Below are 25324 nucleotides of genomic sequence, written 5' to 3' on the forward strand. Positions count from 1 at the left end.
CGCGCGCACCCACATCTATCAATCACCTGTGACATGTGAAATATTACTCGCGCTTCGATCCGAACTCCCGGAAAGGCCAGCCCCCTTGCGCAGACTCGCTGCGGTGGGAGCGGCGATATCCCTCGCCCTCCTCGCCGCCCCCGCACTCGCCGGCTCCGGTACGGACGCCGCCGTCGCCGCCGCCCTCGATCCGCTCCCGGAGGCCACCGCGACCGGGCCCTACGCCCGGCACGCTGTCCAGCCCGCCCGTCCTGTTCCCAACGGCCCGCCCGGTCCCGTCCGGCCCCGCCCCTCGCGCGGCCCCGGTCCGGTCCTCGGTCCGGTCCCCGGTCCGGTCCCCGGTCCGTGCCGGTGACCCGTCGCCGGACCCGCTAAGGTCACGCCGTGACCCCGAGTCCCGACACCAGCCGCTTGCCGTCACCTCGCGCCGGTGTGCTGGTCGCGGGCCTGCTGCTCGCGCTGGGCGTGCTCTGCATCGCCCTGCGCATCCCGACCGCCGATGCCCTCGTCCACGGTTTCTCCGCCTCCGAGTGGCGTCCGCCCGCCGCGTATCCGCCCTTCGCGGCGATCCTGTTCACGCCGGCCGCCTGGCTGCCGACCGGCGTACTGAAGGCCGTCCTGGTCCTGGGCGACGCCGGCCTGCTCGCCCTGCTGATCCTCTTGTCCTGCCGCCTGGCGGGCCTGCGGACCAGGCCGGGCGCCGTCCTGGCCGCCACCGTCGCCGGACTGTGGCTGGAACCGCTGTTCCAGACCCCGCTGACCGGCCAGATCAACCTGGCGCTCGCCTGCCCGGTCCTGTGGGACCTGCGCAGGCCGAGCGCCGCCCTCGGCAAGGGCTTCGCCCTGGGCACGGCCGCCGGGATCACGCTGACCCCGGCGCTCGTGATCCCGTACCTGCTGCTGACCGGCCGCGTCCGGGCCGGCCTGACGGGGCTGGGCGCCTTCGCCGGCACCGGCCTGCTCGGCCTGCTCGTCCTCCCGCAGGCCTCCGCCGACTTCTGGTCCCGCCACCTGCCCGCCGACGGCCGCTCGGTCCTGCTGGACTGGCCCCACCTGTGGGTCTGGGCCGTCCCCGTGCTCACCGCGCTGCTCGCCGCCGTCCAGCGCCGGCGCCGCTGCCTCCTCGCGAAGCAGGACGCCCCGCGCGACGCGGGTCAGTCGCTCGCCAGCAGCTCGTCCGCGTCCATGATCCGGTAGGCGTAGCCCTGTTCGGCCAGGAAGCGCTGGCGGTGCGCCGCGAAGTCCTGGTCGATGGTGTCGCGCGCGACGACCGAGTAGAAGCGCGCCTCGTGGCCGTCCGCCTTCGGGCGCAGCACGCGGCCCAGCCGCTGGGCCTCCTCCTGGCGCGAGCCGAAGGTGCCGGACACCTGGATGGCGACCGTGGCCTCGGGCAGGTCGATGGAGAAGTTCGCGACCTTCGAGACGACCAGCACGCTGATCTCGCCCTCGCGGAAGGCGTTGAAGAGCTTCTCGCGCTGCGCGTTGGAGGTCTCGCCCTTGATGACGGGGGCGTTGAGGTGTTCGCCCAGCTCGTCGAGCTGGTCGATGTACTGCCCGATGACCAGGGTCTGCTCGCCCGCGTGCTTGCGCACCAGCGCCTCGGTGACCTTCCGCTTGGTGGCGGTGGTCGCGCAGAAGCGGTACTTCTCCTCCGTCTCGGCGGTCGCGTACGCGAGCCGCTCCGCCTCCGTGAGGTTCACGCGCACCTCGACGCAGTCCGCCGGCGCGATGTAGCCCTGCGCCTCGATCTCCTTCCACGGGGCGTCGAACCGCTTGGGCCCGATCAGCGAGAACACGTCGGACTCGCGCCCGTCCTCGCGCACCAGCGTCGCCGTCAGCCCGAGCCGCCGCCGCGCCTGGAGGTCGGCGGTGAACTTGAACACCGGCGCCGGCAGCAGGTGCACCTCGTCGTAGAGGATCAGGCCCCAGTCCCGGGAGTCGAAGAGCTCCAGGTGCGGGTAGATGCCCTTCCGCTTCGTCGTCAGGACCTGGTACGTGGCGATCGTGACGGGCCGGATCTCCTTGCGCGTGCCGGAGTACTCGCCGATCTCCTCCTCCGTCAGCGAGGTCCGCTTGATCAGCTCGCTCTTCCACTGGCGGGCGGAGACGGTGTTGGTGACCAGGATCAGCGTCGTCGCCTTGGCCTTCGCCATCGCGCCCGCGCCGACCAGCGTCTTGCCGGCGCCGCAGGGCAGGACGACCACGCCGGAGCCGCCGTGCCAGAAGCCCTCGACGGCCTGCTGCTGGTACGGGCGCAGCGACCAGCCGTTCTCGTCCAGCTCGATCGGGTGCGCCTCGCCGTCGACGTACCCGGCGAGGTCCTCGGCCGGCCAGCCCAGCTTGAGCAGGGTCTGCTTGATCTGCCCGCGCTCGGAGGGGTGCACGGCCACGGTGTCGGCGTCGAGCCGCGCCCCGACGAGCGGGGCGATCCGCTTGGACCGCAGGATCTCCTCCAGCACCGGCCGGTCGGTGCTGGTCAGGACCAGTCCGTGGACGGGGTGCTTGGAGAGGGTGAGGCGGCCGTAGCGGGCCATGGTCTCGGCGACGTCGACGAGCAGCGCGTGCGGGACGGGGTAGCGGGAGAACTCGACGAGCGCGTCCACGACCTGCTCGGCGTCGTGGCCGGCGGCCCGCGCGTTCCACAGGCCGAGCGGGGTGATCCGGTACGTGTGGATGTGCTCGGGAGCGCGCTCCAGCTCGGCGAACGGCGCGATGGCACGACGCGCGGCTCCGGAGAGCTCGTGGTCGATCTCGAGGAGGAGCGTCTTGTCGCTTTGGACGATGAGGGGCCCGTTCACGCACATCCCTTTCGGCACGGGAGGACCGCCCGAACGCGGACGGCCAAACCTCCAGTCTGCCGTATCGCTCCGCGGGGTGCGTGGTACTGGCCGAAGCGTGCTCCCCGGGCGGGGCTGCGTAGGGTCGCCGCATGAGCACTGATCAGCAGAGTTTCGTACCGGCGGCGGACGTGTTCGAAGTGCCCGCCGGGCTCGTCGGGGACGGTTTCCGGCTGGAGCCCCTCGGGCCCGAGCACAACGAGGGGGACCTCGCCGCCTGGAGCGGGAGCATCGCCGCGTGCGCGCGACCCCGGGCTTCCTGGGGGACTGGCCGCCGCCGGAGGGGATGGGCGCCGAGGAGAACCTCGCCGACCTGGTGCGCCACGCGAAGGACTTCGCCGAGCGGCGCGGGTTCACGTACAGCGTGCTGGAGGACGCGGACGGGAAGGGCGCGGACGGGAAGGGCGAGGTCGTCGGGTGCCTGTACATCTACCCGGCCAAGGGCGACCCGGGGCGCGTGCACGTGACGTCCTGGGTGCGCGGGGACCGGGCCGCGCTGGACAAGACCCTGTACGAGGCCGTGACGGCCTGGCTCGCCGGGGCGTGGCCGTTCGCGGCGGACCGGATCGACTGCGCGGCCCGCTGAGCGGGAGCACGACGGCGCGGGGCCCGGCACGTGGTGTGCCGGGCCCCGCGCGCTTGGCTGAGACGGCCTAGCCGCGGACGGCGTTGCGGCGGCGGGCGCCGAGCCAGGCGGCGGCGCCGCCGAGGGCGATGAGCGCGCCGGCCAGACCGGTGTACAGGCCCGTGTTGGAGTCGGAGCCGGTGTGCGCCAGGGCGCCGGTCGCGGCCGGGGTGTTGGCCGCGGTCGGGGTCGCGGAGGCCACCGGGGTGGTGGTCGCGGAGCCGGTCGGCGCCGGGGCGGTCCACCTTCACCTGCCCGATCCCGTCGAGGAAGGGGCCGGGCGGGCCGACGGACGCCTCCTTCTTGATCAGGAAGTGCAGCGGCCGGGGGGCGGTGCCCATGACCATGGGTCCGTCGATGTTGTGGGAGTGGTTCACGGCCAGGATGACGGGTCCGGCGGCGGGGACCTTCCAGGCCCCGTCGCCGCGCACGAACGCGGCGACCGCCCCCGCCCGTCCGGGTCCCTGTACTTCCGCGGCGGTCCGTACTAGTGCTGTGACCGGAGCCGGTGGTGGAGCGGTGGGCTCCGCCGCCCCAATGGCGCACCCGGGTCGCGACGGTCCGCCCCGGATGGTGGGCTGGCCGGGTGACCGCTCGGCCGACCGGGGCCGGTGCGGCCCCGGTGAGCGGAGAAGCGTCGTGGCCAAGGCCTATCTGGTGGGTGCGGGCATCGCTTCCCTGTCGGCGGCGGCGCTGCTGATCAGGGAGGGCCGGTTCGAGGGCTCCGACATCACGATCCTGGAGGCCCAGGACCGCACGGGCGGGAGCCTGGACGCGGCGGGAGACCCCGAGACCGGCTACACCATGCGCGGCGGCCGCATGTTCGAGCTGCACTTCGAGTGCACCTACGACCTGCTGAGCTCCATCCCCTCCCTGGACGCGCCGGGCACCTCGGTCACCGACGACACCTTCGCCTTCCACGAGGACTTCGCCTGGAACGACAAGGCCCGCCTCGTCGACTCCGACGGCCACCGCGTCGACACCCGATCGATGGGGTTCTCCGAGCGCGACCGGCTCGACCTGGTCGCGTGCGTGGCCACCCCCGAGTCGCGCCTCGACGGCAAGCGCATCTCCGACTGCTTCACCCCGGAGTTCTTCACCACCAACTTCTGGTTCATGTGGTGCACCACCTTCGCGTTCGAGCCCTGGCACTCGGCGATCGAGTTCCGGCGCTACCTCAACCGGTTCGTGCACCTCTTCAAGACCTTCGACACCATGTCGGGGATCTACCGCACCCGCTTCAACCAGTACGACTCGATCGTGCGCCCGCTCCAGTCCTGGCTGCGCGCCAACGGCGTCTCGTTCGCGATGAACACCACCGTGACCGACGTGGAGCTGGCCGACGGCGACGCCGTCACCGTCACCTCCCTCTCCTGTACGCGCGACGGCGCGGCCGAGCGGATCCCCGTCGGCCCCAAGGACCTGGTGTTCGTCACCAACGGCTCGATGACCGCGAACTCGACCCTCGGTTCCACCGATTCCCCGGCCGTGCTGGACACCTCCGCGCCGGACGCCTCGTGGCGGCTGTGGCAGACCCTGGCGGCCAAGCGCCCCCACCTGGGCGACCCTTCGGTCTTCGATTCCTCCGTCGCGGACTCCACCTGGGGCTCCTTCACCGTCACCACGAAGGACCCGACCTTCTTCAAGGCCATGGAGGAGTTCTCCGGCAGCGAGGCCGGCAAGGGCGGGCTGATCACCTTCAAGGACTCCGGCTGGCTGCTGACCATCGTCCTCAATCACCAGCCGCACTTCCACGAGCAGCCCGAGGACACGTACGTCTGGTGGGGCTACGCCCTGTTCCCCGACAAGACCGGCGACCACGTGGGCAAGACGATGGCCGCGTGCACGGGCCGGGAGATCCTGAGCGAGGTCCTCGGACACCTGCGCCTCGAGCAGAGCGAGCAGATCCTGGAGTCCTCGATCGTCCGGCCGGCGCTGATGCCGTACATCACCAGCCAGTTCCTCGTCCGCAAGGCGGGCGACCGGCCCCGGGTCGTCCCCGAGGGGTCCACCAACCTGGCCTTCATCGGCCAGTACGCCGAGGTCCCCGACGACGTGGTGTTCACCGTCGAGTACTCGGTGCGCACCGCCTGGACCGCCGTCGCCGGGCTGCTCCGCCTGGACCGGCAGCCGCCCCCCGTCTACAAGGGCGGCCACGACCCCAAGGTGCTCCTCGAAGCCCTGCACACGATGCACCGCCGCTGAGCGGGTAGCGTACGCCCCTCGACGACAGAGAGGTGCGGCCATCGTGACCCGAATCCCGGACGTGGGCGATGTCGTGGGCGATTTCTCGCTGCCCGGCGGCCAACTCACCGAGGACGTTTTCGTACGAGGGGAGTACTCGCTCGGCGAACAGCGCGGCAACCCGGTCGTTCTCGCCTTCTACCCCGGCGACAACACCCCCGTGTGCACCGCGCAGTTGTGCTCCTACTCCGACGGCCTGGAGGCGCTCGCCGCGTGCGGTGCCCAGGTGTGGGGCATCAGCCCGCAGGGCGTCGACAGCCACGAGGCCTTCGCCCGGTCCCGCGGACTGCGGATGCCGCTGCTCGCCGACACCGACCGGGAGGTGGCGCGCGCCCTGGGCATCGCCGCCCCCGTGATCGGCCTGCGGCGGGCCGTCTTCGTCGTCGCGCCGGACGGCACCCTGCACTGGAAGCACGTCGGCACGCTCGGGATGAGGTTCCCGTCCGCCGAGGTGATCGCGGAGCAGCTGGCCGGCGTGACCGCCGCCGGCTGAGCTCAGGAGGCGGCCGCCGACGGCCATCCAGAGGGCTTCGGTGAAGCTGAGCACGAAGGCCTTGCTCGCGCCGCAGACAGCCATGTGGGGAAGGGGCTGGTAGGCGCCCATGCTGGCGACGTTGATGCCTTACGCGGCCGGGAGCTCGCCGGCCAGCGCCTCGAGCCGGTCCGCGCGGCGGGCGACGAGGACGGGGCCGGATCCCCGGGCGGCCGGCCGGCGCGCGAACTCCTCGCCGAGCCCGGAGCCGGCGCCCGTGATCAGTGTGGTCTGGCCCCGGTAGTCGACCGCGTTCATGGCCCGTCTCCCCTCGTCGTGGCGGCGTACGTCGCGCTGCCGGGACACCGTACGCGGACGGCGGGAGCCGATCACGGCCGAGACCGGTATCTCCCGGTCTCGGCCGTGCCGGTCAGCGGACGTCGAAACTGACCGAGGTGGCCTTGTCGTTCATGCCGTCACCGACGTACGCGTTGTAGCCGTAGTACGTCTGGTGGGCGCCGCGGAAGTCCTTGTGCTCCCAGAGGGTGATCGGGCACGTGATGCCCTGGGCCGAGCTCACCGTGTCGTTCCAGCCCCACTTGCCGAGGTCGTTGAACTCGGGGTAGCGCCAGTTGCAGCCGACGCTCCCCCGGAACGTGAACTCGCTGCCGCCGGAGTTGGCGTCGCTCCAGATCCGCCCGAGGTCCTTGTAGTCGGCCCGCGCGCCCAGTTCGGCGGCCTGGGCCTTCGTCGCGAAGCAGCCGCCCTCGCCGGTGTCGACCACGTACGTGCAGAAGGTGGGGGCCTTGGGCGCCGGGGCGGGTGACGGTCCGGCGGCCGAGGCCGGTCCGGCGGCGGCCGTCGCCAGCGCGAGGGCGGTGGCGCCGAGGGCGAGGGCGGGTCGGATCATGCGCATGAAGTCTCCTCAAACGGGATGACAGAGGGCTCGGTGCGCGAATCGCGCTGAACCACGACATGACTCAACAAGTCCGGTCGGTCGTCCGTCGAGGGGGCGGATGTGACGGTGGCAAATTCGATTCACCCGACACCGGTCCCGGCCCGGGCCTCCCGCTGGCCTGATCACCGTGCCGGCGGGTGCCGCGGCCGTGCCGGACCCGCGGCCCGGCACGGTCCCGGAGCGGCGCGGGCACGGCCGTGGGTGACAAATCTGGCTGAAGAGGTGCGCACCGGGGCAGCCGGGCTCCGGTCGGGCGATTGTCGCGTTCTCCCCGCTCGAGCGGCGGGGTCGCGGGGACACCGGGCACGGGGCACTGCCCGGCACGGGGAAACCGGGCACGGGGTCGCGGGACACGGGACCGCCGGCCCCGCCGAGCGGGTGCGGACCGGGTTCGAGCGGCTCGCCGCCGACGGGTACGCCGCGCTGGCCGGGCAGCGGGTGGGGGTGGTCACCAACCCCACCGGGATCACCGCGGACGCCCGCCACCTGGTCGACGTACTGCACGCCGACGAACGCGTCGACCTGGTCGCGGTCTTCGGCCCCGAGCACGGCTTCCGGGGGACGGCACAGGCGGGCGGTTCGGAGGGGACCGGGCGGGATCCGGCGACCGGCCTGCCCGTGTACGACACGTACGGCAAGAGCGGGCAGGGCCTGGCGGACGTCTTCACGGCCGCCGGCGTCGACACCGTCGTCTTCGACATCCAGGACGTCGGCGCCCGCTTCTACACCTACATCTGGACCCTCTACGACTGCATGCGCGCGGCCGCGCTCGCCGGCAAGGCGGTGGTGGTGCTGGACCGGCCCAACCCGGTGGGCGGCGTACGGGCCGCCGGGCCCGTCCTGCGGCGCCCGTACGCGAGCTTCGTGGGCCGGGAGCCGATCTCGCTCGCGCACGGGATGACGGCGGGCGAGCTGGCCGGGCTCTTCGCGGGCGAGTTCCTCCGGGAGAGCGGCCCCGCCGTGCGGCCCGTCCGGCTGCGGGTGGTGCGGATGACCGGGTGGCGGCGGGAGTCCTTCTTCGACGGGACGGGCCTGCCCTGGGTGCCGCCGAGCCCGAACATGCCGACCCCGGCCACGGCCCTCGCGTACGCCGGCACCTGCCTGCTCGAGGGGACGAACCTGTCCGAGGGCCGCGGTACGGCCACCCCGTTCGAGCTCGTCGGGGCGGAGGGCGCCGACCGGCGGTGGGCCGAGGCGGCGGACGCGCTGGGACTGCCCGGCGTGTGGTTCCGGGAGGCGTATTTCACGCCTTCCTTCTCCAAGCACTCGGGGAGGCTCTGCGGCGGGGTCCGGCTGATCGTGCACGACCGGGAGGCCTTCGATCCGGTCCGGGCCGGGATCGGGCTGCTGGTCACCGCGCGCCGGACGTGGAGCGGTTTCGCGTGGCGCGCGGACCACTGGATCGACCGCCTGACGGGGTCGGACCGGGTCCGGGTGATGGTCGACGCGGGGGCGGGCGTGGAGGAGATCGCGGCCGACTGGGCGGCGGAGCTGGCCGGCTTCGCGGCGCTGCGGGAGGGCTATCTGCTCTATCCGTGAGCCGGTGGCGCGCGGGGCGCCGACCGGCGGCCGCGCGGGAGCTGCGAGGGGGCTGGCCGAGCGGGGGTCCGCGCAGGATGCTGTCGGCAGGACACGGCGTGGAGGGGGACGTCATGGTGCACATCGGTGCGACGGCGGCTGCGGGCGCGGCGGGGATCGGGGCCGGACCGTACGTGGAACTGACCTACGACGCCGAGGGCGACGCGGCCCCGGGCGCGCGGGAGGCGGTCTTCGGGATCGAGGCGACCGACCTGCTGGTCTTCGCCCACGGATGGAACTCCGACCGGTCCACCGCGACGCGGCTCTTCGACCGGTTCTACGCCCCCTTCGCGGATCTGGTGGGGACCGGGGTGCGACTGGGGTACGCGGGGGTCGTGTGGCCCTCGATCCGGTTCTCCGACGAGCCGATACCCGACTTCGACGCCCTCGACGCCCTCGGCGCGCGCGACGGGCTCGCGGAACCGGGCCACGGGACGGCCCTGGCGCCGGCCACCCGCCGGGCGCTCGGCGCGTTCTGGCCGGGCCGGGCCGCGGAGCTCGACCGGATCGCCGAACTGCTGGAGGAGCGGCCGGCGCTGGAGGGCGCCTTCACCGAGTTCGGCGCGCTGGTCAGGGAGCTCGCCGGGGTGGACGGGGTGGGCGCGGGCGACGACCTGGGGTCGGCCTTCGCCGCGCGCGAGGTCCCGGCCTTCCTCACCGAGGACGTGCTGCGGGTGTGCCGGGAGTTCACCGATGCCCTGGCCGAGGCGGGCGCCGCCTGCCCCGAGGGCCCCGCCGCACCCGGCCCCTCGGCGGGCCCGGGGCTGCGGACGCTGTGGAGCGGCGCCAAGGAGGTGCTGCGGCAGGCCACGTACTACCAGATGAAGGCCCGCGCCGGGGTGGTCGGCCAGTACGGGCTCGGGCCGGTGCTGGCGGAGCTGGCGCACCGGCGGCCGGCCCTGCGGGTCCATCTCATCGGGCACAGCTTCGGCGGCCGGGTGGTGTCCTTCGCGCTGCGCGCGCTGCCGGCCGGGGCCCGGAACGTGAAGTCCCTCACGCTCCTCCAAGGCGCCTTCTCCCACTACGCGTTCGCCGACAGCCTGCCCCACGACCGGGGCCGCGGCGGGGCCCTGCGCGGGCTGCAGCACCGGGTCGACGGCCCGGTGACGGCCTGCCACTCCTCCTACGACTCCTCCCTCAAGGTGTTCTATCCGCTGGCCTCCCGGATGGCGGGTGATTCGGCCGGTCTCCTCGGTTTCGACGAGCGGTGGGGCGCGATCGGGCACGACGGGGTGCGGGGGGTCCCGGGGGCGCCTCGGCTGACCCTCGACGCGGCCCTGCGCGACGGTCTGCCGGCGGCGGGCTGCGTCAGCGTGGACGCCGGTTCCGTGGTCCGGCGCGGCGGGGCCCCCTCGGGGGCGCACAGCGACATCTGCCACGAGGAGCTGGCCCGGCTGGTGGTCGTGGCGGGGCGCATGGGGCGCTGAGTTCCGGCCATGTGCCACCCGCACGCCTCGACCGCCCCCGCATGCGCCCACACCGGGCAGGGCATGTTGGGCTCACGGCGCGGTGCGCGGCGGGCGCGGCGCTCGGCGCTGGGCGCTCGACGGAGGTGAAGGGTGATGGCGGGTTTCCGGAGTCTGGCCTACCAGGTGCGTGACGCGCACAACGACGGGGCCCTGCGGCGCCATTCGCTGCGCCGCTGCCTGGAGCGGTTCGCCCCGTACGGGCACCGCGCGACCTGGTGGCACCTGTGCGCCCGGCACGGGATCGGCCCCGAGGACCGGGCGGCCGACCCCTCGCGGCTGGTGGCCGCGCTGGAGGAGCTGGAGGACGCGCGGGCGGTCTGGCTGGAGTACGAACGACAGTTCGCGGCGCGGCGCCGGCGCGAGAAGCACGACGGGCTGCGGCGGCCGGAGTGGGCCTGGGCGGGCAGCGGGGACGCGGTGGTGCGGTGCGCCGATCCGGGGGTCCGGCCGCAGGGGGCGCTGGGCGAGGTGCTGCGGCGGCTGGTGGTGGCGCTGGAGTCGGAGCCGGGCACGGTGTGCCCGGTCTGCGGGGCGCGGGAGCTGCACTGGCCGGCGGTGGCGCCCGCCACCGCGGTGTGGGCGTGGGACGGGCCGGTGTGCGCGGGCTGCGGGATCGTGGTGCCGAGACCGGCGCTGGCGGACTCGGCGCTGGCCGGGGCCGATCTGGCGGGGGCGGCGTGAGCACCGCGCGGCCGGGGCGGGAGCCGGGTCCGGTGTCCGGGCCCGGGCGGCCTCCGGTGTCAGGGCCCGGGCGACCTCCGGTGTCAGGGCGGGTGTCCGGGCCCGGGGCGCCGGCGCCGCTGCTGGTGTCGCTGAACGGTTCGCGGGGCGCCCGCGACGGGGCGGCCGTGCCGCTGTCCCCGCAGGACCTGGTGGAGTCCGGCTCTTATACACTTTCGACGCTGCCGACGACCCACTTATAGGCGCCAGGTCCGGACCCGACCCGTCAGGCCGCCTCCCCGTCAGGCCGCCTCCCCGTCAGGCCGCCGCCCCGCTCGGCTCCGCCCCGCTCGGCTCCGCTTCCTTCGCGGCCCGGCGGCGCAGCGCGTCCTCGTCCGTGTCCGCGTCGTAGGAGATCAGCTTCGGCAGCAGCGCGGCCAGCAGTGCCACCGAGGCCACGCAGGCCAGGCCGCCGCTCCACAGGGCCGTGCGGGTGCCGGTCCAACCGGCCATCGTGCCCGCCCGGACCTGGCCGAGCTGGGGGCCGACGCTGTACGAGAGCACCTCGATGCCCGCCAGCCGCCCGCGCAGCTCCTCGGGGATCGTCTGGTTCCAGATCGTGGCGCGCCCCAGCCCGCTCAGCATGTCGCCGGCACCGGCCACCGCGAGGCACAGCAGCACGATCCAGATGTGGCCGGACCAGCCCGCGGCCGCCACCGCCAGACCCCAGACGCCCGCCCCGCAGACCACCAGCAGCCCGTGCCGGCGTACCCGCGACACCCAGCCGCTGGTCAGCCCGAGCGCCATCGAGCCCACGGCGCCCGCCGCGTACATCAGGCCCAGGGCCCACACCGCGTCGAGCTCGTCCGCGAGGAAGGGGAAGATCGCGTTCGGGAACGCGAAGAGCATCGCCGCCAGGTCCACGGCGTACGTTCCGAGCAGCACCGGGCGGCTCCACGCGTACCGCGCCCCCTCGGCGATGGCGCGCAGCGAGGGGGGTTCGGCGCCCCGGACTGGCGGAGCCGGTCGCAGCCGCAGGCACAGCAGTACCGATACGAGGAACCCCGCGACGGTGAGCGCGTACGCCGAGGCGTATCCGGCGAACGCGACGATCAGCCCGGCCAGCGCCGGGCCCGCGATGGCCCCGAACTGGTAGCGCAGCCCGTTGAGCGCGGCGGCGGCGGTCAGCTGGTCGTGCGGCACGATCCGCGCCATCAGCGAGTCCAGGGCGGGCCGCTGGAGCCCGGTCAGCGCGGACACGCCGGCCGCGACCACGTACAGCGGCCACAGCAGCGGATCGGGCAGGGCCGAGTTCACCAGGAGCACGAGGGCGAGCACCCCGAGTCCGGCCTCGGTCAGCAGGATCATCCGCCGCCGGTCGACGGAGTCGGCGAGGGCGCCCCCGTACAGGCCGCAGACCACCAGCGGGACCAGCTCCACCGCTCCCATCGCACCGACCGCGAGCGGTGAGTCCGTCAGGTGCTTGATCTGGAGCGGGAGCGCGATCATGGCCATGAACGAGCCGAAGAAGGTGACCGTGCCCTGGTAGAACAGCAGCCGGAAGTCGGGGCTGGACCGGAAGGGGGCGAGGTCGGGGAGTACGGAGGCGAAACGGGATCTGCTCACGACGGTCCATCGTCGGTGCCCGGCCTCGACCGGGGCAACGGCTTTTCCACCCCCGGACCGTCCCCGGACCGCCCGGCCGGGCGTCCCCGCGGTCGGAGTCACGCCGGCCGATCCTGCACAATCGGCGGATGAGCGATGCAGACCCCTACCTCTGGCTCGAAGACGTATCCGGCGAGGCCGCCCTCGACTGGGTCCGCGAGCGCAACGCCGAGACGGTGGCCGCGCTGGCGGCCGACCCCGGTTTCAAGGTGCTGGAGTCAGGGATCCGCGAGGCCCTCGACGACGACGGCAGGATCCCCTACGCGCGCCGCCGCGGCCGCCACCTCTACAACTTCTGGCAGGACGCCGACCACGTGCGCGGCCTGTGGCGTCGCACCACGCTGGAGGAGTACCGCAAGGAGCGGCCCGACTGGGAGCCGCTCCTGGACCTGGACGCGCTCGCCGCCGCCGAGGGAGAGAAGTGGGCCTGGGCGGGCAGCGCGGTCCTGGCTCCCGATCACCGCCACGCCCTGGTCATGCTCTCGCGGGACGGCGCGGACGCCTGCGTGGTGCGCGAGTTCGACCTGGAGGCGCTGGAGTTCGTCGAGGACGGGTTCCAGGTCGAGGAGGCCAGGACCCGGATCGGCTGGATCGACCGGGACCGGGTCTGGATCGGCACGGACTTCGGCCCCGGCTCGATGTCCCCGTCCGGCTACCCCCTCCAGGCGCGCCGCTGGCACCGCGGCACCCCCCTGGCCGAGGCCGAAACGGTCTACGAGGGCCGGCCGACGGACGTGAACGCCTCCGCGTGGCACGACGACACTCCGGGCTTCGAACGGGACTTCGTCCACCGGCAGATCGACTTCTGGACGCAGGAGCTGTTCCTCCTCCCCGAGGCGGGGACCGGCGCCGAGCCCCCGAAGGCCGCCGAACCCCTGAAGATCGAGGTGCCGGACGACGCCAGCGCCTCCGTGCACCGCGAGTGGCTGATCGTCGCCCCGAAGTCCCCGTGGCTCGGCCACGACGCGGGCAGTCTGCTCGCCTTCGACTTCGAGGCGTTCCTGGCGGGGGAGCGGGAGGCGGCGGTGCTGTTCGCCCCGGACGCGCACACCGCCCTCGCCGGCTGGAGCTGGACCCGCCACCACCTGATCCTCACCACCAGCGCCGACGTCTCCTCGCGGATGGAGATCCTGACCCCCGGCGCGGGCCCCGACGGCTGGGAGCGCGCGCCGCTGGCCGGCCTGCCCCCGCTGTCCACGGCCTCCGTCACCGGCACCGACCCGGACGTGGGCGACGAGTTCTTCCTGAACGTCGCGGGCTTCCTCCAGCCGTCCACCCTCTACCGGGGGACGGCGCCGGCCGGCGCCGACGAGAGCGTGAAGCAGGGCCCGGCCCTCTTCGACACCGCCGGGCTCACCGTCCGCCAGCACTTCGCGACCTCCGCGGACGGCACGAAGGTGCCGTACTTCCTCGTCGGACCCGAGGACCGCCCCGGCCCCGGGCCCACCCTGCTCTACGGGTACGGGGGCTTCGAGATCTCCATGGTCCCGGGCTACAGCGCGGTCACCGGCCGCGCCTGGCTCGCGCGCGGCGGCACCTACGTCGTCGCGGGCATCCGGGGCGGCCACGAGTACGGGCCGGACTGGCACAAGGCGGCCCTCGGCGCGAACCGGGTCCGGGCCTACGAGGACTTCGCGGCCGTGGCCCGGGACCTCGTCGCCCGGGAGGTCACCACGCCCGCGCAGCTGGGCATCGAGGGCGGCAGCAACGGCGGGCTGCTCATGGGCGCGATGCTCACCCGCGACCCGGAGCTGTTCGGCGCGGTCGTCGCGCACGTGCCGCTGATGGACATGCTCCGCTTCCACAAGCTGCTCGCCGGAGCCAGCTGGATCGCCGAGTACGGGGACCCCGACAGCCCGGCCGACCGGCCCCACCTGGAGGGGATCTCCCCGTACCACCAGATCCGGACGGACGGGCCCGCGTACCCGCCGCTGCTCCTGCTGACCTCGACCCGCGACGACCGCGTCCACCCCGGCCACGCCCGCAAGATGGCGGCCCGGCTGCGGGAGCTCGGGCACCCGGTGCTGTTCCACGAGCACCTCGGCGGCGGCCACGCGGGCGCCACCGACCACGGGCAGACCGCCTTCAACGAGGCGCTCGTCCACACCTTCCTGTGGGAGCGGCTGACCCCGAAGAGGTGAGCGTGCGGTGTGCGGTGCGGGGCGGTGCGGGGCGGTGCGGGCGCGGCAGAGTCAGATGAGTTTAAGAGACAGGGAGTGGGGGGCGGGGTTATTCCGTCGGGAGGTTTGCCACCACGAGGGCTATCGCCGCCCGGGCCGTGTCCGTCTCGCCCAGAACCGTGGTCTGGCGGGGGCCCCGGACGCGGAAGCGGCCGTCGGGCAGTGGTTCCACGGCCGGTGCGGTCACGGCGAAGGGATGGCCCGAGGAGGCGCTGAACCACAGCGTGAAGTGGCTGGTGTACGGGTACAGCCGGCGCAGCCGGGGTTCCGCGCCGGCGGCCTCGATGAGCGCGAGGACTCCCTGGCTCATGGGCTCGGACCCGCTCTGCTCGACCATCCGCCGCCACGTCGTCGGCAGCCGCTGCCAGCGTCTGGCGCTGGGGTCCTCAAGGTTCATCCGGGCAGTCTGGGGTCCGGGCCGCCGCCAAGGCAATGATCCCGACGGCGGCGAGACGGTAACGACCCGCGGGTAACCACCCGCACACGCCCGCAGGCGCCGAGGGACGGCAGGGGCCGGGCGTGGGAGGTGGGGGCCCCTGCCGTCCTGGATCACGGGTCAGCCGTGGCTGACCCGCAGTTCCTTGATGCCGTTCAGCCAGGCGGCGCGCAGCCGGCGCGGGGCCTCGCCGGTGAGGCGCAGGTCGGGCAGGGCGTCGGCCAGGGCGTTGAAGATCAGGTCGATCTCCATGACGGCCAGGGACTTGCCGAGGCAGAAGTGCGGGCCGCCGCCGCCGAAGCCCAGGTGCGGGTTCGGGTCGCGGGTGATGTCGAAGGCGTCCGGGTTCTCGAAGACCTCGGGGTCGTGGTTGGCGGAGGAGTAGAACATCCCCACCCGGTCGCCCGCCTTGATCTTCTGGCCGCCGAGCTCGGTGTCCTGGGTGGCGGTGCGCTGGAAGGACACCACGGGGGTGGCCCAGCGCACGATCTCCTCGGCCGCCGTCGAGGGGCGGGTCGCCTTGTACAGCTCCCACTGCTCGGGGTGGGTCAGGAAGGCGTGCATGCCGTGGCTGATGGCGTTGCGCGTGGTCTCGTTGCCCGCGACCGCCAGCAGCAGCACGAAGAAGCCGAACTCGTCGGAGCCCAGGTTGCCCTGGCCCTCGGCCGCCACCAGCTGCGTGACGATGTCCTTGGCCGGACACTCCTTGCGGGCCGCGGACAGGTTCATCGCGTAACCGATGAGCTCCGCCGCCGCGTTGCCGCCGACCTCGGCGGTGATCGCGTACTCGGGGTCGTCGTACGCGATCATCTTGTTCGACCAGTCGAAGATCCGGGACCGGTCCTCCTGCGGTACGCCGATCAGCTCGGCGATGGCCTGCAGCGGGAGCTCGCACGCCACTTGGGTGACGAAGTCGAAGCTGCCGTCCGCCGAGGCCTCGACGGCCTCCGCGACGATCTTCCGGGCGCGGTCGCGCAGGGCGTCCTCGAGCCCGCGGATGGACCGCGGGGTGAAGCCGCGCTGCACGATCTGGCGTACGCGGGTGTGCTCCGGCGGATCCATGTTCAACATGATCAGGCGCTGGGCATCTATGGCTTCGCGCTGGATGTGCTCGTTGAAGCGGATGATCGCCGTGTTCGTGGTGGAGGAGAAGAGCTCGGGGTGCGTCGAGATGTACTTGACGTCCGCGTGCCGGGTGACGGCCCAGTACCCCTCGTCGTCGAAGCCGGTGATGCCCCGCTGCTGCGGGCACCACCAGACGGGCGCCGTCTGCCGCAACTGCGCGAACTCGGGGTAGGGCACCCGGTCTTGGAGCACGTCCGGGTCGGTGGCGTCGAAGCCTTCGGGCAGCACGGGGCAGGTCATCGGGGCGACTCCAGAGTCTGACGGCCCATCAGAAGTTGGCTTGAAGGTAGTAACGAGTTCTAGAAGTGACAAGGGGCCCCGCGCCAACTGTTGCGTGTGGAATCCGTGTAAGCCACGTGCAAGACCCTTGCGTACCGGGCCTTCTGGTCATAAGACTGCGGGGAGAACTAGAACGCGTACTAGTTCGGGTGGAGCCGCCGGGACGGCCCGCCCGCAAGCTGAGGCGCGCTAGCCGATGCGCGCTGCGCGCTGTGCGCTACGCAGGAGCAGGAGAGGACGAGCTCATGGCCGCGGAACCCGTCATCGTCGAAGCCGTACGCACCCCCATCGGCAAGCGCGGGGGCGCGCTCGCCAATCTTCACCCCGCCTACCTTCTCGGCGAGACCTACCGCGAGCTCCTCGCCCGCACCGGCATCCAGCCCGACTGCGTCGAGCAGATCGTCGGCGGCACCGTCACCCACGCCGGCGAGCAGTCGATGAACCCCGCCCGCAACGCCTGGCTGGCCATGGGCCTCCCGTACGAGACCGCCGCGACCACCGTGGACTGTCAGTGCGGCAGCTCCCAGCAGGCCAACCACATGGTCGCCAACATGATCTCCGGCGGGGTCATGGACATCGGCATCGCCTGCGGGGTCGAGGCCATGAGTCGCGTGCCGCTGGGGTCGGGATCGAAGCACGGACCCGGCAAGCCCTTCCCGGACGAGTGGAACGTCGACCTCCCGAACCAGTTCGAGGCCGCCGAGCGCATCGCCCGCCACCGCGGGCTGACCCGCGAGGACGTGGACACGCTGGGCGTGCTCTCCCAGCAGCGGGCCGCGGCGGCGTGGGCCGAGGAGCGGTTCAAGCGCGAGACCTTCGCCGTGCAGGTGCCCACCACCGAGGCGGAGCAGGCCGCCGGCCAGGGCATGTGGAGGCTGGTCGACCGGGACGAGGGCCTGCGCGACACCTCCATGGAGGCGCTCGCCCGGCTCAAGCCGGTCATGCCGACGGCCGTGCACACCGCCGGGAACTCCTCGCAGATATCCGACGGCGCCGCCGCCGTGATGTGGGCCTCGCGCAAGATGGCCCGCGCGCTCAAGCTGCGGCCGCGCGCCCGGATCGTCGCGCAGACGCTGGTCGGCTCCGACCCGCACTTCCACCTGGACGGGCCGATCGACGCGACCCGCGCGGTGCTGGGCAAGGCCGGCATGTCGCTCAAGGACATCGACCTCGTCGAGATCAACGAGGCCTTCGCCTCCGTCGTCCTCAGCTGGGCCCAGGTCTTCGACCAGGACCTGGAGAAGGTCAACGTCAACGGCGGCGGCATCGCCCTCGGCCACCCCGTCGGCGCCACCGGAGCCCGGCTGATCACCACCGCGCTGCACGAGCTGGAGCGGCGCGACAAGGAATTCGCCCTGATCACCATGTGCGCGGGCGGCGCGCTGGCGACGGGCACCATCATCCAGCGGCTGTAGCTCCGGCTGCGCCGCCATCGGACCCTGTGGGATGGGATCGCGAAGGCCCCGGAGGCCGGACCTGGGGAGGTCGGCCGCCGGGGCCTTCGCATGCGTGCGCACCGGGCCCTGGGCCCTGTGGTCGAAGCGGGGTCAGGCACCGCTTCGACTACAAGGGCCAGGGCGGTCGCGCCGCCGGGTCTGCTGCCGCTGGTGGCTTAGTACCAGTGGTGGGTCTGCCAGAAGCTCCAGGCGCCGGTGGGGCTGCCGTAGCGGGAGTTCATGTAGTCCAGGCCCCACTTGATCTGGGTGGCGGGGTTGGTCTTCCAGTCCGCACCGAACCTGAGGCGATCGGCGGCATCGTCGGATGTGTATGAGAGACAGCCGAGCACCTCCCCCAGCGCCGCCCCGAGCGCGACCCCGGCCGTGCCCGGCGAAGCCGAGCTCGCGCATACTGGCTCCTCCGCCACCACCGCCGCACTGGCCGGCGGGGCCGGCCTGCTGGTCACCGCCGGGGCCGCGACCCTGTACGCCGTGCGGCGCCGCGCCAACGGCTGAGGACCCACGTGCTCCACCCCGCACCGTCCATCGGCCCCGCCGCGCCCGGCTTCGACCGGCCGCGGCGGGGCTTGTGGTCGTTCCTGCTGCGCCGCGAGCGCCTCTCCGCCGAGGCTCCGCCCGCGCGGGCGCAGCCGTACCGGCACGCGTACACGTACACCCACGACCGGACCGGCGGGGACCACGGTCCGCAACCCACCGTGACCGAGCTCTACCACGCCCACCGGCTGCGCATGGTGCGGCTGGCCGTGCTGCTCGTGGACGACCTGGGCACCGCCGAGGACGTGGTGCAGGACGCCTTCACGGCGCTCTACCGCCGCCACGGCGAGCGGATCGCGGAGGTGGACAACGCGCTGGGCTACCTGCGCACCGCCGTGGTCAACACCGCGCGCTCCGTGCTGCGCCGGCGCAGGACCGCCCGCGCGTGGACCCCGCCGACGCCGGCCGACGTACCGTCCGCCGAGGCCTCGGTGGTCCTGGACGAGGCGCACCGCGAGGTGCTCGCCGCGCTGGGCCGGCTGACGGCACGGCGGCGCGAGGTACTGGTGCTGCGCTACTGGGCGGACCTGAGCGAGGCGGAGATAGCCGAGACGCTGGGGATCAGCCGGGGCGCGGTCAAGTCGAACGCGAGCCGGGGTCTGGACGCGCTGGAACGGATTCTGGAGGGTCGGATATGAGGCCAGGGGAAGGCCCGGAGGAGTCCCCCGCGGCGTTCCCGGCCGGGAGCGCGGCCGGGGGAACGTCCGAGCGGCCCGTCGAGCACCGGCTGCGCCGCGCCCTGGACGCCCGCGCGGCCGGGATCACCGTGCGCGAACTGAGCCCGGCGCGGCCGCCGGGGCCGGGCGTACGCAGGCTGCCGTGGGCCCGGCTGCGCTCGCGGGGCTTCGCGCTGCCGCTGGCCGGGCTGGCCGCGGCGGCGGCCGCGGTGGTGGGGTACGCCGTGCTGGCTCCGGATCCGGCCCGGATGGGGCCGAACCCCGTACCGGTGCCGCCGGCCGCGCCGCCGTCGGCCTCGCCGACCGGTGGGGACGATTCCCCGGCTCCGTCCCCGACACCGGCGCCGCTCAGCCCGTCGCCCTCGGTCAGCGGGCCCACGCCGCCCGGGCCGCTCCGGCCGGGCGGGTCGTCTCCGAAGCCGCCGCAGCCGAGTTCGACCCCGTCGGGTCGCTCGTCCGCGGCGACCTCGCCCTCCTCGTCGGCCGCCGTCCCCTCGCCCGCGCCGACCCGCTCCCCGGGTTCGCGCTAGGGGGTGTCTGGTGGATCTCCGCGGCGTCGCGACGCCCGGCACGCACTCTCGCCGCACCGGCCGAAAGCCCAAGTACGCCCAGTACGAGTGCTTCCGGCCGGCACGCCGAGAGCACGCACCGGACGCCGCTCCTTCCCCGCGGAGATCCACCAGACACCCCCTAGTCCAGCGGCTACGCGGCGGCCGTCGGCGTGTTCTTCACGGCGGCCACCAGGGGCGCGAGTTCGGGCTTCAGCGCGGCCTCGTCCAGTGCCTCGCGCAGGGCCGTGTCGTTGGTGGGCCTGGCCTCGGCCAGCAGGGCCAGGCCGGCCGGGCTGACGTCGGTGTAGATGCCCCGCCGGTCGGTCGGGCAGAGGTAGCGGTTCAGCAGCCCGCGGTCCTCCAGCCGGCTGACCAGCCGGGTCGTCGCGCTCTGGCTGAGCACCACCGAGTCCGCGACCTGGTGCATCCGCAGATGGCCGCCCACGCCCGCGTGCTGGCGGCTGAGGACGTCGAGCAGCGAGTACTCGCGCACGCTCAGCCCGTGCGCGCTCTGGAGCGCCCGCTCGATGTGCGTCTCGATCCGGCCGTGCAGGAGGGAGAGGGCGCACCAGCCCTGGGAGAGGGCGGTGAGTGCGCTGTCCGTGGCCGTCATGGGCTGCTCCTTCAAGGCGTGTCCCCCCAGGATAGGCCACTCGCGCAATAGCCCGCGCTTGCAAATAACCCGCGTCTGCAATTAATGTGGACGCAGGCAAGCCGCCATGGCAAGAGAAATATCGCCATCCGGCGTCCGGCACCCACGCCGGGTCGCGCGGCACACGCAACCTCCCCCGAAGGACACCCCCATGCCTCTCGCACTACTGGCCCTGGCCATCGGAGCCTTCGGGATCGGCACCACCGAATTCGTGATCATGGGCCTGCTCCCCGAAGTCGCCGGCACCTACGGCGTCTCGATCCCCACCGCGGGCTTCCTCGTCACCGGGTACGCCCTCGGCGTGCTGTTCGGCGCGCCGCTGATGACCGTCCTCGGCACCCGCGTCCCCCGCAAGCGCATGCTGATGCTGCTCATGGGCCTGTTCATCGTGGGCAACGTGCTCTCCGCCCTCGCCCCGTCCTTCGGCGTCATGCTCGCCGGGCGCGTCGTGGCCTCCCTCGCCCACGGAGCCTTCTTCGGGATCGGCGCGGTGGTCGCCGCCGAGCTCGTCGCCCCCGAGAAGAAGGCCGGAGCCATCGCCATGATGTTCACCGGCCTCACCGTGGCCAACGTCGTCGGCGTCCCGCTCGGCACCCTGGTCGGCCAGCACCTCGGCTGGCGCGTCACCTTCCTCATCGTCGCCTCGCTCGGCATCCTCGGCCTGCTCGGCATCGCACGGCTCGTCCCCGACCTGCCCCGCCCCGAGGGCGTGCGGATCCGCCACGAGCTGGCCGCCTTCCGCAACGTCCAGGTGCTCTTGGCCATGGGGATGACCGTCCTCGGCTTCGGCGGGGTCTTCGCCGCCATCACCTACATCACCCCGATGATGACGAACGTCGCCGGCTTCGCCGACACCTCCGTCTCCTGGCTGCTGGTCCTGCTCGGCCTCGGCATGGTCGTGGGCAACCTCGTCGGCGGCCGGTTCGCCGACCGCGCGCTGATGCCGATGCTGTACGTGTCCCTGGGCTCGCTGGCGCTGGTCCTGGCGGCCTTCACCCTCACCGCCCACACCAAGGCCGGGGCCGCCGTCACCGTCGTCCTCATCGGAGCCCTCGGCTTCGCGACCGTGCCGCCGCTGCAGAAGCGGGTCCTGGACCAGGCCGCCGGCGCCCCCACCCTGGCCTCGGCCGTCAACATCGGCGCCTTCAACCTCGGCAACGCCCTCGCCGCGTGGCTCGGCGGGCTCGTCATCTCCGCCGGGCTCGGCTGGACCGCCCCGAACTGGGTCGGCGCGGCGCTCGCCGCCTCCGCCCTGGTCCTCGCCGTCGTCTCCGGTGCGCTGGACCGGCGTACGGCGGGACGCACCGGCGCCGGCCGGGTCGTCGCGGCCGGCGCCCCGGCTGCCGCGGGCGTCCCCGCCCACCACTGATCCACCGCGCCGCCCCGTCCACCCCCCGACCCGTCCCCGCCGCCGGAACCCACCCGCACGATGTGTCGCCCTGACAGTCCGTGCCACAACCCTGGCCCCCACCCGGCTGTCTGACGTACCGTCAATTCCGCCCGAGGTGCCGTCCCGCGCACCCGTCCCCGGAGGTTCGCCATGCCCGCCGACCGGCCCGTATCGCTCGACGAATACCCCATCCACCAGGCCCCCCTGTCGATGAAGCACCTCGTCACCGGCGACCGCAACGCCTACGACCGCTGCATCTTCCACGTCTTCGACCACGCCGGGCGCGCCGTCCTCATCCTCGGCCTCGGCGTCTACCCCAACGCCGGCGTGATCGACGCCTACGCCACCCTGCGCATCGGCGACGAGCTCCTCGCCGTCCGCGCCTCCGACGCCCTGTCCGACGACCGGATGGACCTCTCCGTCGGCCCGCTCCGCATCACCGTCGACGAACCCCTCGAGCGGCTCACCCTCACCTGCGCCGCCGACCCCGCCGACCCCGACGGGCTCTCGTACGACATCACCTGGACCGCCGAGTTCCCCGCCGTGTGGGAACCGCACCACACCCAGCGCCGCGGCGACCGCCTCATCCTCGAAGGCCGCCGCTTCGTCCAGGCGGGCAACGTCACCGGCACCATCCGCGCCAAGGGCGAGGAGTTCGTCCTCGACGCCGCCGAGTGGACCGGAACCCGCGACCGCAGCTGGGGCGTGCGCCCGATCCCCGGCGAGGAGGGCGGCCGCACCGCCGAGGAGCACCGGCCCGAGGGCTTCCACTGGCTCTGGATCCCCGTCCGGTTCGAGGACCGGTTCCTGATGGTCATCGCCCAGGAGGACGCCGACGGCCTGCGCAACCTCAGCGAAGCCGTCCAGGTCTTCCCCGAGGGCAGCGGCCGTCCGGACGTCCAACTCGGCTGGCCGCACACCGACATCCGCTACCGTCCCGGCAGCCGCCACCCCGAGAGCGCCGTGGTCCACCTCACCGACCCGGCCGGGCGCAAGCCCCTCGAACTCGGCGTGGAGATCCTGAACTCCTCCCCGCTCGCCGTCGGAGCCGGCTATCCGCCCGCCTCCGACTGGCAGCACGGCACCTGGCAGGGCCGCGGCTGGACCGACCGCCGCGCCTACGACCTGTCCGACCCCGCCGCCCACCCCATGGCCGCCTTCGGGGTCACCGACCACTCCGCCCGCTTCACCCTCGACGGCCGCACCGGCTTCGGCATCTTCGAGCACGGCAGCTTCGGCCGCCACGACCCGAGCGGCTTCACCGACTACGGATCCGTGGCCCAGTAGGAAACAGCCAAGCCAGAGAAGGGGTATCCCATGGCAGGACCGGCACCACGCCCCCGCACCTCCACCCGCGAACCAGAGGAGCTCGGCCGGCGCCTCGCCGCCTGGCTGGACGCCGAACTACCCGGCGCGAAGGTCATCAACGTCTCGGTGCCCGGCTCCAACGGAATGTCCAGCGAGACCCTGCTCTTCGACATAGAGCACCCCGACGCCCCGATCCGCGCCTGTGCGCTGCGCCTCGCCGCCGATCCGGCCGCCTACACCGTCTTCCCCTCCTACGACATGCCCCGCCAGCACCGCGTGATGAGCCTGGTCGCCGCCCACACCGACCTGCCCGTCCCCCGCGTGCAGTGGCTGGAAGAGGACCCCGGACCGCTCGGAGCCCCGTTCTTCGTCATGGCCCGCGCCGAAGGCCGCGTACCGCCCGACGTGATGCCCTACACCTACGAGGGCAACTGGCTGCACGCCGCGACCGACGCCGAACGCGCGGTGCTCCAGGAAGAGAGCATCGCCCTGCTCGCCCGCCTGCACGACCAGTTCCCCCCGGAGGAGGCGCAGTTCCTCCTGACGGACGGCGACGGCAGCCCGCTGCGCCGCCACGTCGAGGCCCAACGCGCCTACTACCACTGGGTGGTGGCCGGCAAGTCCCGGTCCCCGCTGCTGGAACGGGCCTTCGACCGCCTCGAGGAGATCTGGCCGGCCGACGAGGGCGGCCCGGCCGTCCTCAACTGGGGCGACGCGCGCATCGGCAACGTCATCTACGCGGCGGACGGCTTCGATCCCGTCGCCGTGCTCGACTGGGAGATGGCGGCCTGCGCCCCGCGCGAGGTCGACCTCGGCTGGACCGTCTACCTCCACCGCTTCTTCCAGGACCTCACCGTCGGATTCGGCCAGGCCGGCCTGCCGGACTTCCTGCGCCGCGAGGACATAGAGCGCCGGTACGCGGAGCTCACCGGGCACACCCCCCGCGACATGGAGTTCCACACCCTCTACGCCGCACTGCGGCACGGGATCGTGATGCTGCGCATCGCCTACCGGCAGGCGCACTTCGGCGAGGTGGAGGTCCCGGCGGATCCGGACAGCCTGATCCTGCACCACGCCAGCCTGGCCGCCATGGTGCAGGGGACGTACTGGTAGTCCGCTCAGGCCGCCTGCGCGTGCTGCCGCATCTGCGGCAGCACCGCGGGGGCGGGAGTCCGTACCGGACGCGAACCGGGGCCGCCGACGTGCGAGAACGGCTGCGTCCGCCAGTCCAGCCCCTGGGGCAGCGCCAAGTGCACGACGGGCTCCAGCTCCTGGGCCTCGTCGGAGGCGAAACCGAGGGTGGGCAGCGCGTCGGAGGCGGGCCGACCCGTGCCCGCGCACACCGTGAGCCCGAAGGGGTTCCACGGGGTCAGGCAGAGGGCGTGCTGCGGCAGGAACTCCTCGTCCGCGACGAGGGCGATCGACTGGCCGCAGTCCGGGCAGGTCGCGTGGTGGATCTCGAACCCCTCGGCGTATCCGAGGTATTCGTCGTCGTCGGCGTAGTCGCCCTCGACGGCTTCCAGGGGCTCCGGTTCGATGCGACCGGCGCGCTTGGTGTTCAGCATGGATGTACTCCCCCTTGGGTGGGCCGGGCGGGCAGGTTCTTCGGCCACGGCCATCCCAAGCACTTCCCGTCGCGCGGCACGAGTAACCACTTCCGGCCGCCGTACGCCCTCATACCCTTGTGGCCTTGGTCACATGCCTGCCGCAGGTGCCGCCTCAATCCGTGGACACGGCTGTGCCTGGAGCGGTCCAGGGCCGTAGGTTGTGCGGCTATGAGCGCAATGGAGGAGCTGGACCGCCAGATCGTGGATCTGCTCGTGCGGGACGGGCGGATGAGCTACACGGACCTGGGCAAGGCCACCGGACTGTCCACGTCGGCGGTCCATCAGCGAGTACGCCGCCTGGAGCAGCGCGGGGTCATCCGCGGCTACGCCGCCGTCGTCGACCCCGAGGCCGTCGGGCTGCCCCTGACGGCCTTCATCTCGGTCAAGCCCTTCGACCCGAGCGCCCCGGACGACATCGCGGAACGGCTGGCCGGGGTCCCGGAGATCGAGGCCTGCCACAGCGTCGCGGGCGACGAGAACTACATCCTCAAGGTCCGCGTCGCGACCCCGCTGGAACTGGAAGACCTCCTGGGCCGGCTGCGCGCCCTCGCACACGTCTCCACCCGCACCACGGTGGTCCTCTCCACCCCGTACGAATCCCAGCCCCTCGAGCAGGATGT

General features: G+C 73.1%; 24 protein-coding genes and 4 pseudogenes. 17 read left to right on the forward strand and 11 right to left on the reverse strand.

Annotation, left to right across the window (positions count from 1 at the left end; translation table 11 throughout):
* Positions 1-85: 85 nt before the first annotated feature.
* Positions 86-355 carry a hypothetical protein gene (locus tag DRB89_RS40250; protein ID WP_162688414.1) on the forward strand — a complete coding sequence of 90 codons (270 nt, stop codon included), beginning with the start codon at positions 86-88 and terminating at the stop codon, positions 353-355.
* Positions 356-384: 29 nt separating this feature from the next.
* A complete protein-coding gene (locus tag DRB89_RS40255; RefSeq protein ID WP_239516622.1) occupies positions 385-1197 on the forward strand; it encodes a glycosyltransferase family 87 protein in 813 nt (270 codons plus the stop codon).
* Here the strand turns inward: DRB89_RS40255 and DRB89_RS40260 are convergent.
* Positions 1155-2798: a DNA repair helicase XPB gene (locus tag DRB89_RS40260; RefSeq protein WP_112454019.1), complete on the reverse strand. Its 1644-nt coding sequence runs from the start codon at positions 2796-2798 to the stop codon at positions 1155-1157. The two genes, DRB89_RS40255 and DRB89_RS40260, sit on opposite strands and share 43 nt — an antisense overlap.
* A gap of 277 nt (positions 2799-3075) precedes the next feature.
* Between DRB89_RS40260 and DRB89_RS40265 the strand changes: the two genes are divergently transcribed.
* Positions 3076-3423, forward strand: coding sequence for an N-acetyltransferase (locus DRB89_RS40265; protein WP_239516624.1), 348 nt, complete (start codon positions 3076-3078; stop codon positions 3421-3423).
* A gap of 67 nt (positions 3424-3490) precedes the next feature.
* On the opposite strand, the gene DRB89_RS40270 is transcribed toward DRB89_RS40265, so the two are convergent.
* On the reverse strand, positions 3491-3664 hold the full coding sequence (locus DRB89_RS40270) for an LPXTG cell wall anchor domain-containing protein (protein WP_112463713.1): 174 nt from the start codon (positions 3662-3664) through the stop codon (positions 3491-3493).
* A 34-nt stretch (positions 3665-3698) separates the two neighbouring features.
* A pseudogene (locus DRB89_RS45565) lies at positions 3699-3881 on the reverse strand (1-acyl-sn-glycerol-3-phosphate acyltransferase); the annotation flags it as partial.
* Between the two features lie 220 nt (positions 3882-4101).
* On the opposite strand from DRB89_RS45565, the gene DRB89_RS40280 reads away from it, so the two are divergent.
* Both DRB89_RS40280 and DRB89_RS40285 read left to right on the forward strand, forming a co-directional pair.
* Positions 4102-5667: an oleate hydratase gene (locus DRB89_RS40280; RefSeq protein ID WP_112452761.1), complete on the forward strand. Its 1566-nt coding sequence runs from the start codon at positions 4102-4104 to the stop codon at positions 5665-5667.
* A 43-nt stretch (positions 5668-5710) separates the two neighbouring features.
* Positions 5711-6199 carry a peroxiredoxin gene (locus DRB89_RS40285; protein WP_112452760.1) on the forward strand — a complete coding sequence of 163 codons (489 nt, stop codon included), beginning with the start codon at positions 5711-5713 and terminating at the stop codon, positions 6197-6199.
* Positions 6200-6328: 129 nt separating this feature from the next.
* Here the strand turns inward: DRB89_RS40285 and DRB89_RS46470 are convergent, their stop codons facing one another.
* Together DRB89_RS46470 and DRB89_RS40295 are read right to left on the reverse strand one after the other, a co-directional pair.
* Positions 6329-6496, reverse strand: a complete 168-nt coding sequence (locus tag DRB89_RS46470; RefSeq protein ID WP_204357934.1) for an SDR family NAD(P)-dependent oxidoreductase — start codon at positions 6494-6496, stop codon at positions 6329-6331.
* A 112-nt stretch (positions 6497-6608) separates the two neighbouring features.
* Positions 6609-7094 carry a hypothetical protein gene (locus DRB89_RS40295; protein ID WP_112452759.1) on the reverse strand — a complete coding sequence of 162 codons (486 nt, stop codon included), beginning with the start codon at positions 7092-7094 and terminating at the stop codon, positions 6609-6611.
* Between the two features lie 417 nt (positions 7095-7511).
* Here DRB89_RS40295 and DRB89_RS40300 point away from each other — a divergent pair.
* The 3 genes and pseudogenes from DRB89_RS40300 to DRB89_RS40310 form a co-directional block, all read left to right on the forward strand.
* A pseudogene (locus DRB89_RS40300) lies at positions 7512-8675 on the forward strand (DUF1343 domain-containing protein); the annotation flags it as partial.
* A 113-nt stretch (positions 8676-8788) separates the two neighbouring features.
* A complete protein-coding gene (locus DRB89_RS40305; protein ID WP_112454386.1) occupies positions 8789-10141 on the forward strand; it encodes a serine-threonine protein kinase in 1353 nt (450 codons plus the stop codon).
* A 135-nt stretch (positions 10142-10276) separates the two neighbouring features.
* The gene (locus tag DRB89_RS40310; protein WP_112463715.1) at positions 10277-10864 is read left to right on the forward strand and encodes a hypothetical protein; all 588 of its coding nucleotides are present in this window, start codon (positions 10277-10279) and stop codon (positions 10862-10864) included.
* 297 nt (positions 10865-11161) lie between these two features.
* Here DRB89_RS40310 and DRB89_RS40315 read toward each other — a convergent pair whose 3' ends face one another.
* Positions 11162-12469, reverse strand: a complete 1308-nt coding sequence (locus tag DRB89_RS40315; protein ID WP_112453054.1) for an MFS transporter — start codon at positions 12467-12469, stop codon at positions 11162-11164.
* 128 nt (positions 12470-12597) lie between these two features.
* Between DRB89_RS40315 and DRB89_RS40320 the strand changes: the two genes are divergently transcribed.
* Positions 12598-14649: a prolyl oligopeptidase family serine peptidase gene (locus tag DRB89_RS40320; RefSeq protein WP_112451853.1), complete on the forward strand. Its 2052-nt coding sequence runs from the start codon at positions 12598-12600 to the stop codon at positions 14647-14649.
* Between the two features lie 88 nt (positions 14650-14737).
* Here DRB89_RS40320 and DRB89_RS40325 read toward each other — a convergent pair whose 3' ends face one another.
* Together DRB89_RS40325 and DRB89_RS40330 are read right to left on the reverse strand one after the other, a co-directional pair.
* Positions 14738-15085 carry a DUF6193 family natural product biosynthesis protein gene (locus DRB89_RS40325; RefSeq protein WP_162688936.1) on the reverse strand — a complete coding sequence of 116 codons (348 nt, stop codon included), beginning with the start codon at positions 15083-15085 and terminating at the stop codon, positions 14738-14740.
* A 159-nt stretch (positions 15086-15244) separates the two neighbouring features.
* Positions 15245-16489: a cytochrome P450 gene (locus DRB89_RS40330; protein WP_112452863.1), complete on the reverse strand. Its 1245-nt coding sequence runs from the start codon at positions 16487-16489 to the stop codon at positions 15245-15247.
* 284 nt (positions 16490-16773) lie between these two features.
* Between DRB89_RS40330 and DRB89_RS40335 the strand changes: the two genes are divergently transcribed.
* Complete coding sequence (locus tag DRB89_RS40335) at positions 16774-17943, forward strand: steroid 3-ketoacyl-CoA thiolase (RefSeq protein WP_112452864.1); 1170 nt, start codon at positions 16774-16776, stop codon at positions 17941-17943.
* Positions 17944-18140: 197 nt separating this feature from the next.
* On the opposite strand, the pseudogene DRB89_RS40340 reads toward DRB89_RS40335, so the two are convergent.
* Positions 18141-18260: pseudogene (locus DRB89_RS40340) on the reverse strand (lytic transglycosylase domain-containing protein); the annotation flags it as partial.
* A gap of 88 nt (positions 18261-18348) precedes the next feature.
* On the opposite strand from DRB89_RS40340, the gene DRB89_RS45575 reads away from it, so the two are divergent.
* Genes DRB89_RS45575 through DRB89_RS46180 form a run of 3 tightly spaced genes read left to right on the forward strand, consistent with a single transcriptional unit; the run spans position 18349 to position 19726 of the window.
* Complete coding sequence (locus DRB89_RS45575) at positions 18349-18480, forward strand: LAETG motif-containing sortase-dependent surface protein (RefSeq protein ID WP_239516939.1); 132 nt, start codon at positions 18349-18351, stop codon at positions 18478-18480.
* Positions 18481-18488: 8 nt separating this feature from the next.
* Positions 18489-19157 carry a SigE family RNA polymerase sigma factor gene (locus DRB89_RS40350; RefSeq protein ID WP_239516625.1) on the forward strand — a complete coding sequence of 223 codons (669 nt, stop codon included), beginning with the start codon at positions 18489-18491 and terminating at the stop codon, positions 19155-19157.
* A complete protein-coding gene (locus DRB89_RS46180) occupies positions 19154-19726 on the forward strand; it encodes a hypothetical protein (protein ID WP_112452669.1) in 573 nt (190 codons plus the stop codon). The genes DRB89_RS40350 and DRB89_RS46180 overlap by 4 nt, the downstream gene beginning before the upstream one ends.
* A 172-nt stretch (positions 19727-19898) precedes the next feature.
* Here DRB89_RS46180 and DRB89_RS40360 read toward each other — a convergent pair whose 3' ends face one another.
* Positions 19899-20360 carry a MarR family transcriptional regulator gene (locus tag DRB89_RS40360; protein WP_112452670.1) on the reverse strand — a complete coding sequence of 154 codons (462 nt, stop codon included), beginning with the start codon at positions 20358-20360 and terminating at the stop codon, positions 19899-19901.
* A gap of 190 nt (positions 20361-20550) precedes the next feature.
* On the opposite strand from DRB89_RS40360, the gene DRB89_RS40365 reads away from it, so the two are divergent.
* From DRB89_RS40365 to DRB89_RS40375, 3 genes are all read left to right on the forward strand, one after another.
* Positions 20551-21768 carry an MFS transporter gene (locus DRB89_RS40365; RefSeq protein WP_112452671.1) on the forward strand — a complete coding sequence of 406 codons (1218 nt, stop codon included), beginning with the start codon at positions 20551-20553 and terminating at the stop codon, positions 21766-21768.
* A gap of 171 nt (positions 21769-21939) precedes the next feature.
* Entirely contained in the window at positions 21940-23076 is a 1137-nt protein-coding gene (locus DRB89_RS40370) for a hypothetical protein (RefSeq protein WP_112452954.1), read from the forward strand.
* A gap of 30 nt (positions 23077-23106) precedes the next feature.
* A complete protein-coding gene (locus tag DRB89_RS40375; RefSeq protein ID WP_112452955.1) occupies positions 23107-24210 on the forward strand; it encodes a phosphotransferase family protein in 1104 nt (367 codons plus the stop codon).
* Positions 24211-24215: 5 nt separating this feature from the next.
* On the opposite strand, the gene DRB89_RS40380 is transcribed toward DRB89_RS40375, so the two are convergent.
* Positions 24216-24662 carry a hypothetical protein gene (locus DRB89_RS40380; protein ID WP_112452956.1) on the reverse strand — a complete coding sequence of 149 codons (447 nt, stop codon included), beginning with the start codon at positions 24660-24662 and terminating at the stop codon, positions 24216-24218.
* A 219-nt stretch (positions 24663-24881) separates the two neighbouring features.
* Here DRB89_RS40380 and DRB89_RS40385 point away from each other — a divergent pair.
* Positions 24882-25310 (forward strand): annotated as a pseudogene (locus DRB89_RS40385) (Lrp/AsnC family transcriptional regulator); the annotation flags it as partial.
* Between the last annotated feature and the right edge of the window lie 14 nt (positions 25311-25324).

This window comes from Streptomyces sp. ICC4 (genome assembly GCF_003287915.1).
In the GTDB taxonomy this organism is placed as follows: domain Bacteria; phylum Actinomycetota; class Actinomycetes; order Streptomycetales; family Streptomycetaceae; genus Streptomyces; species Streptomyces tritrimontium.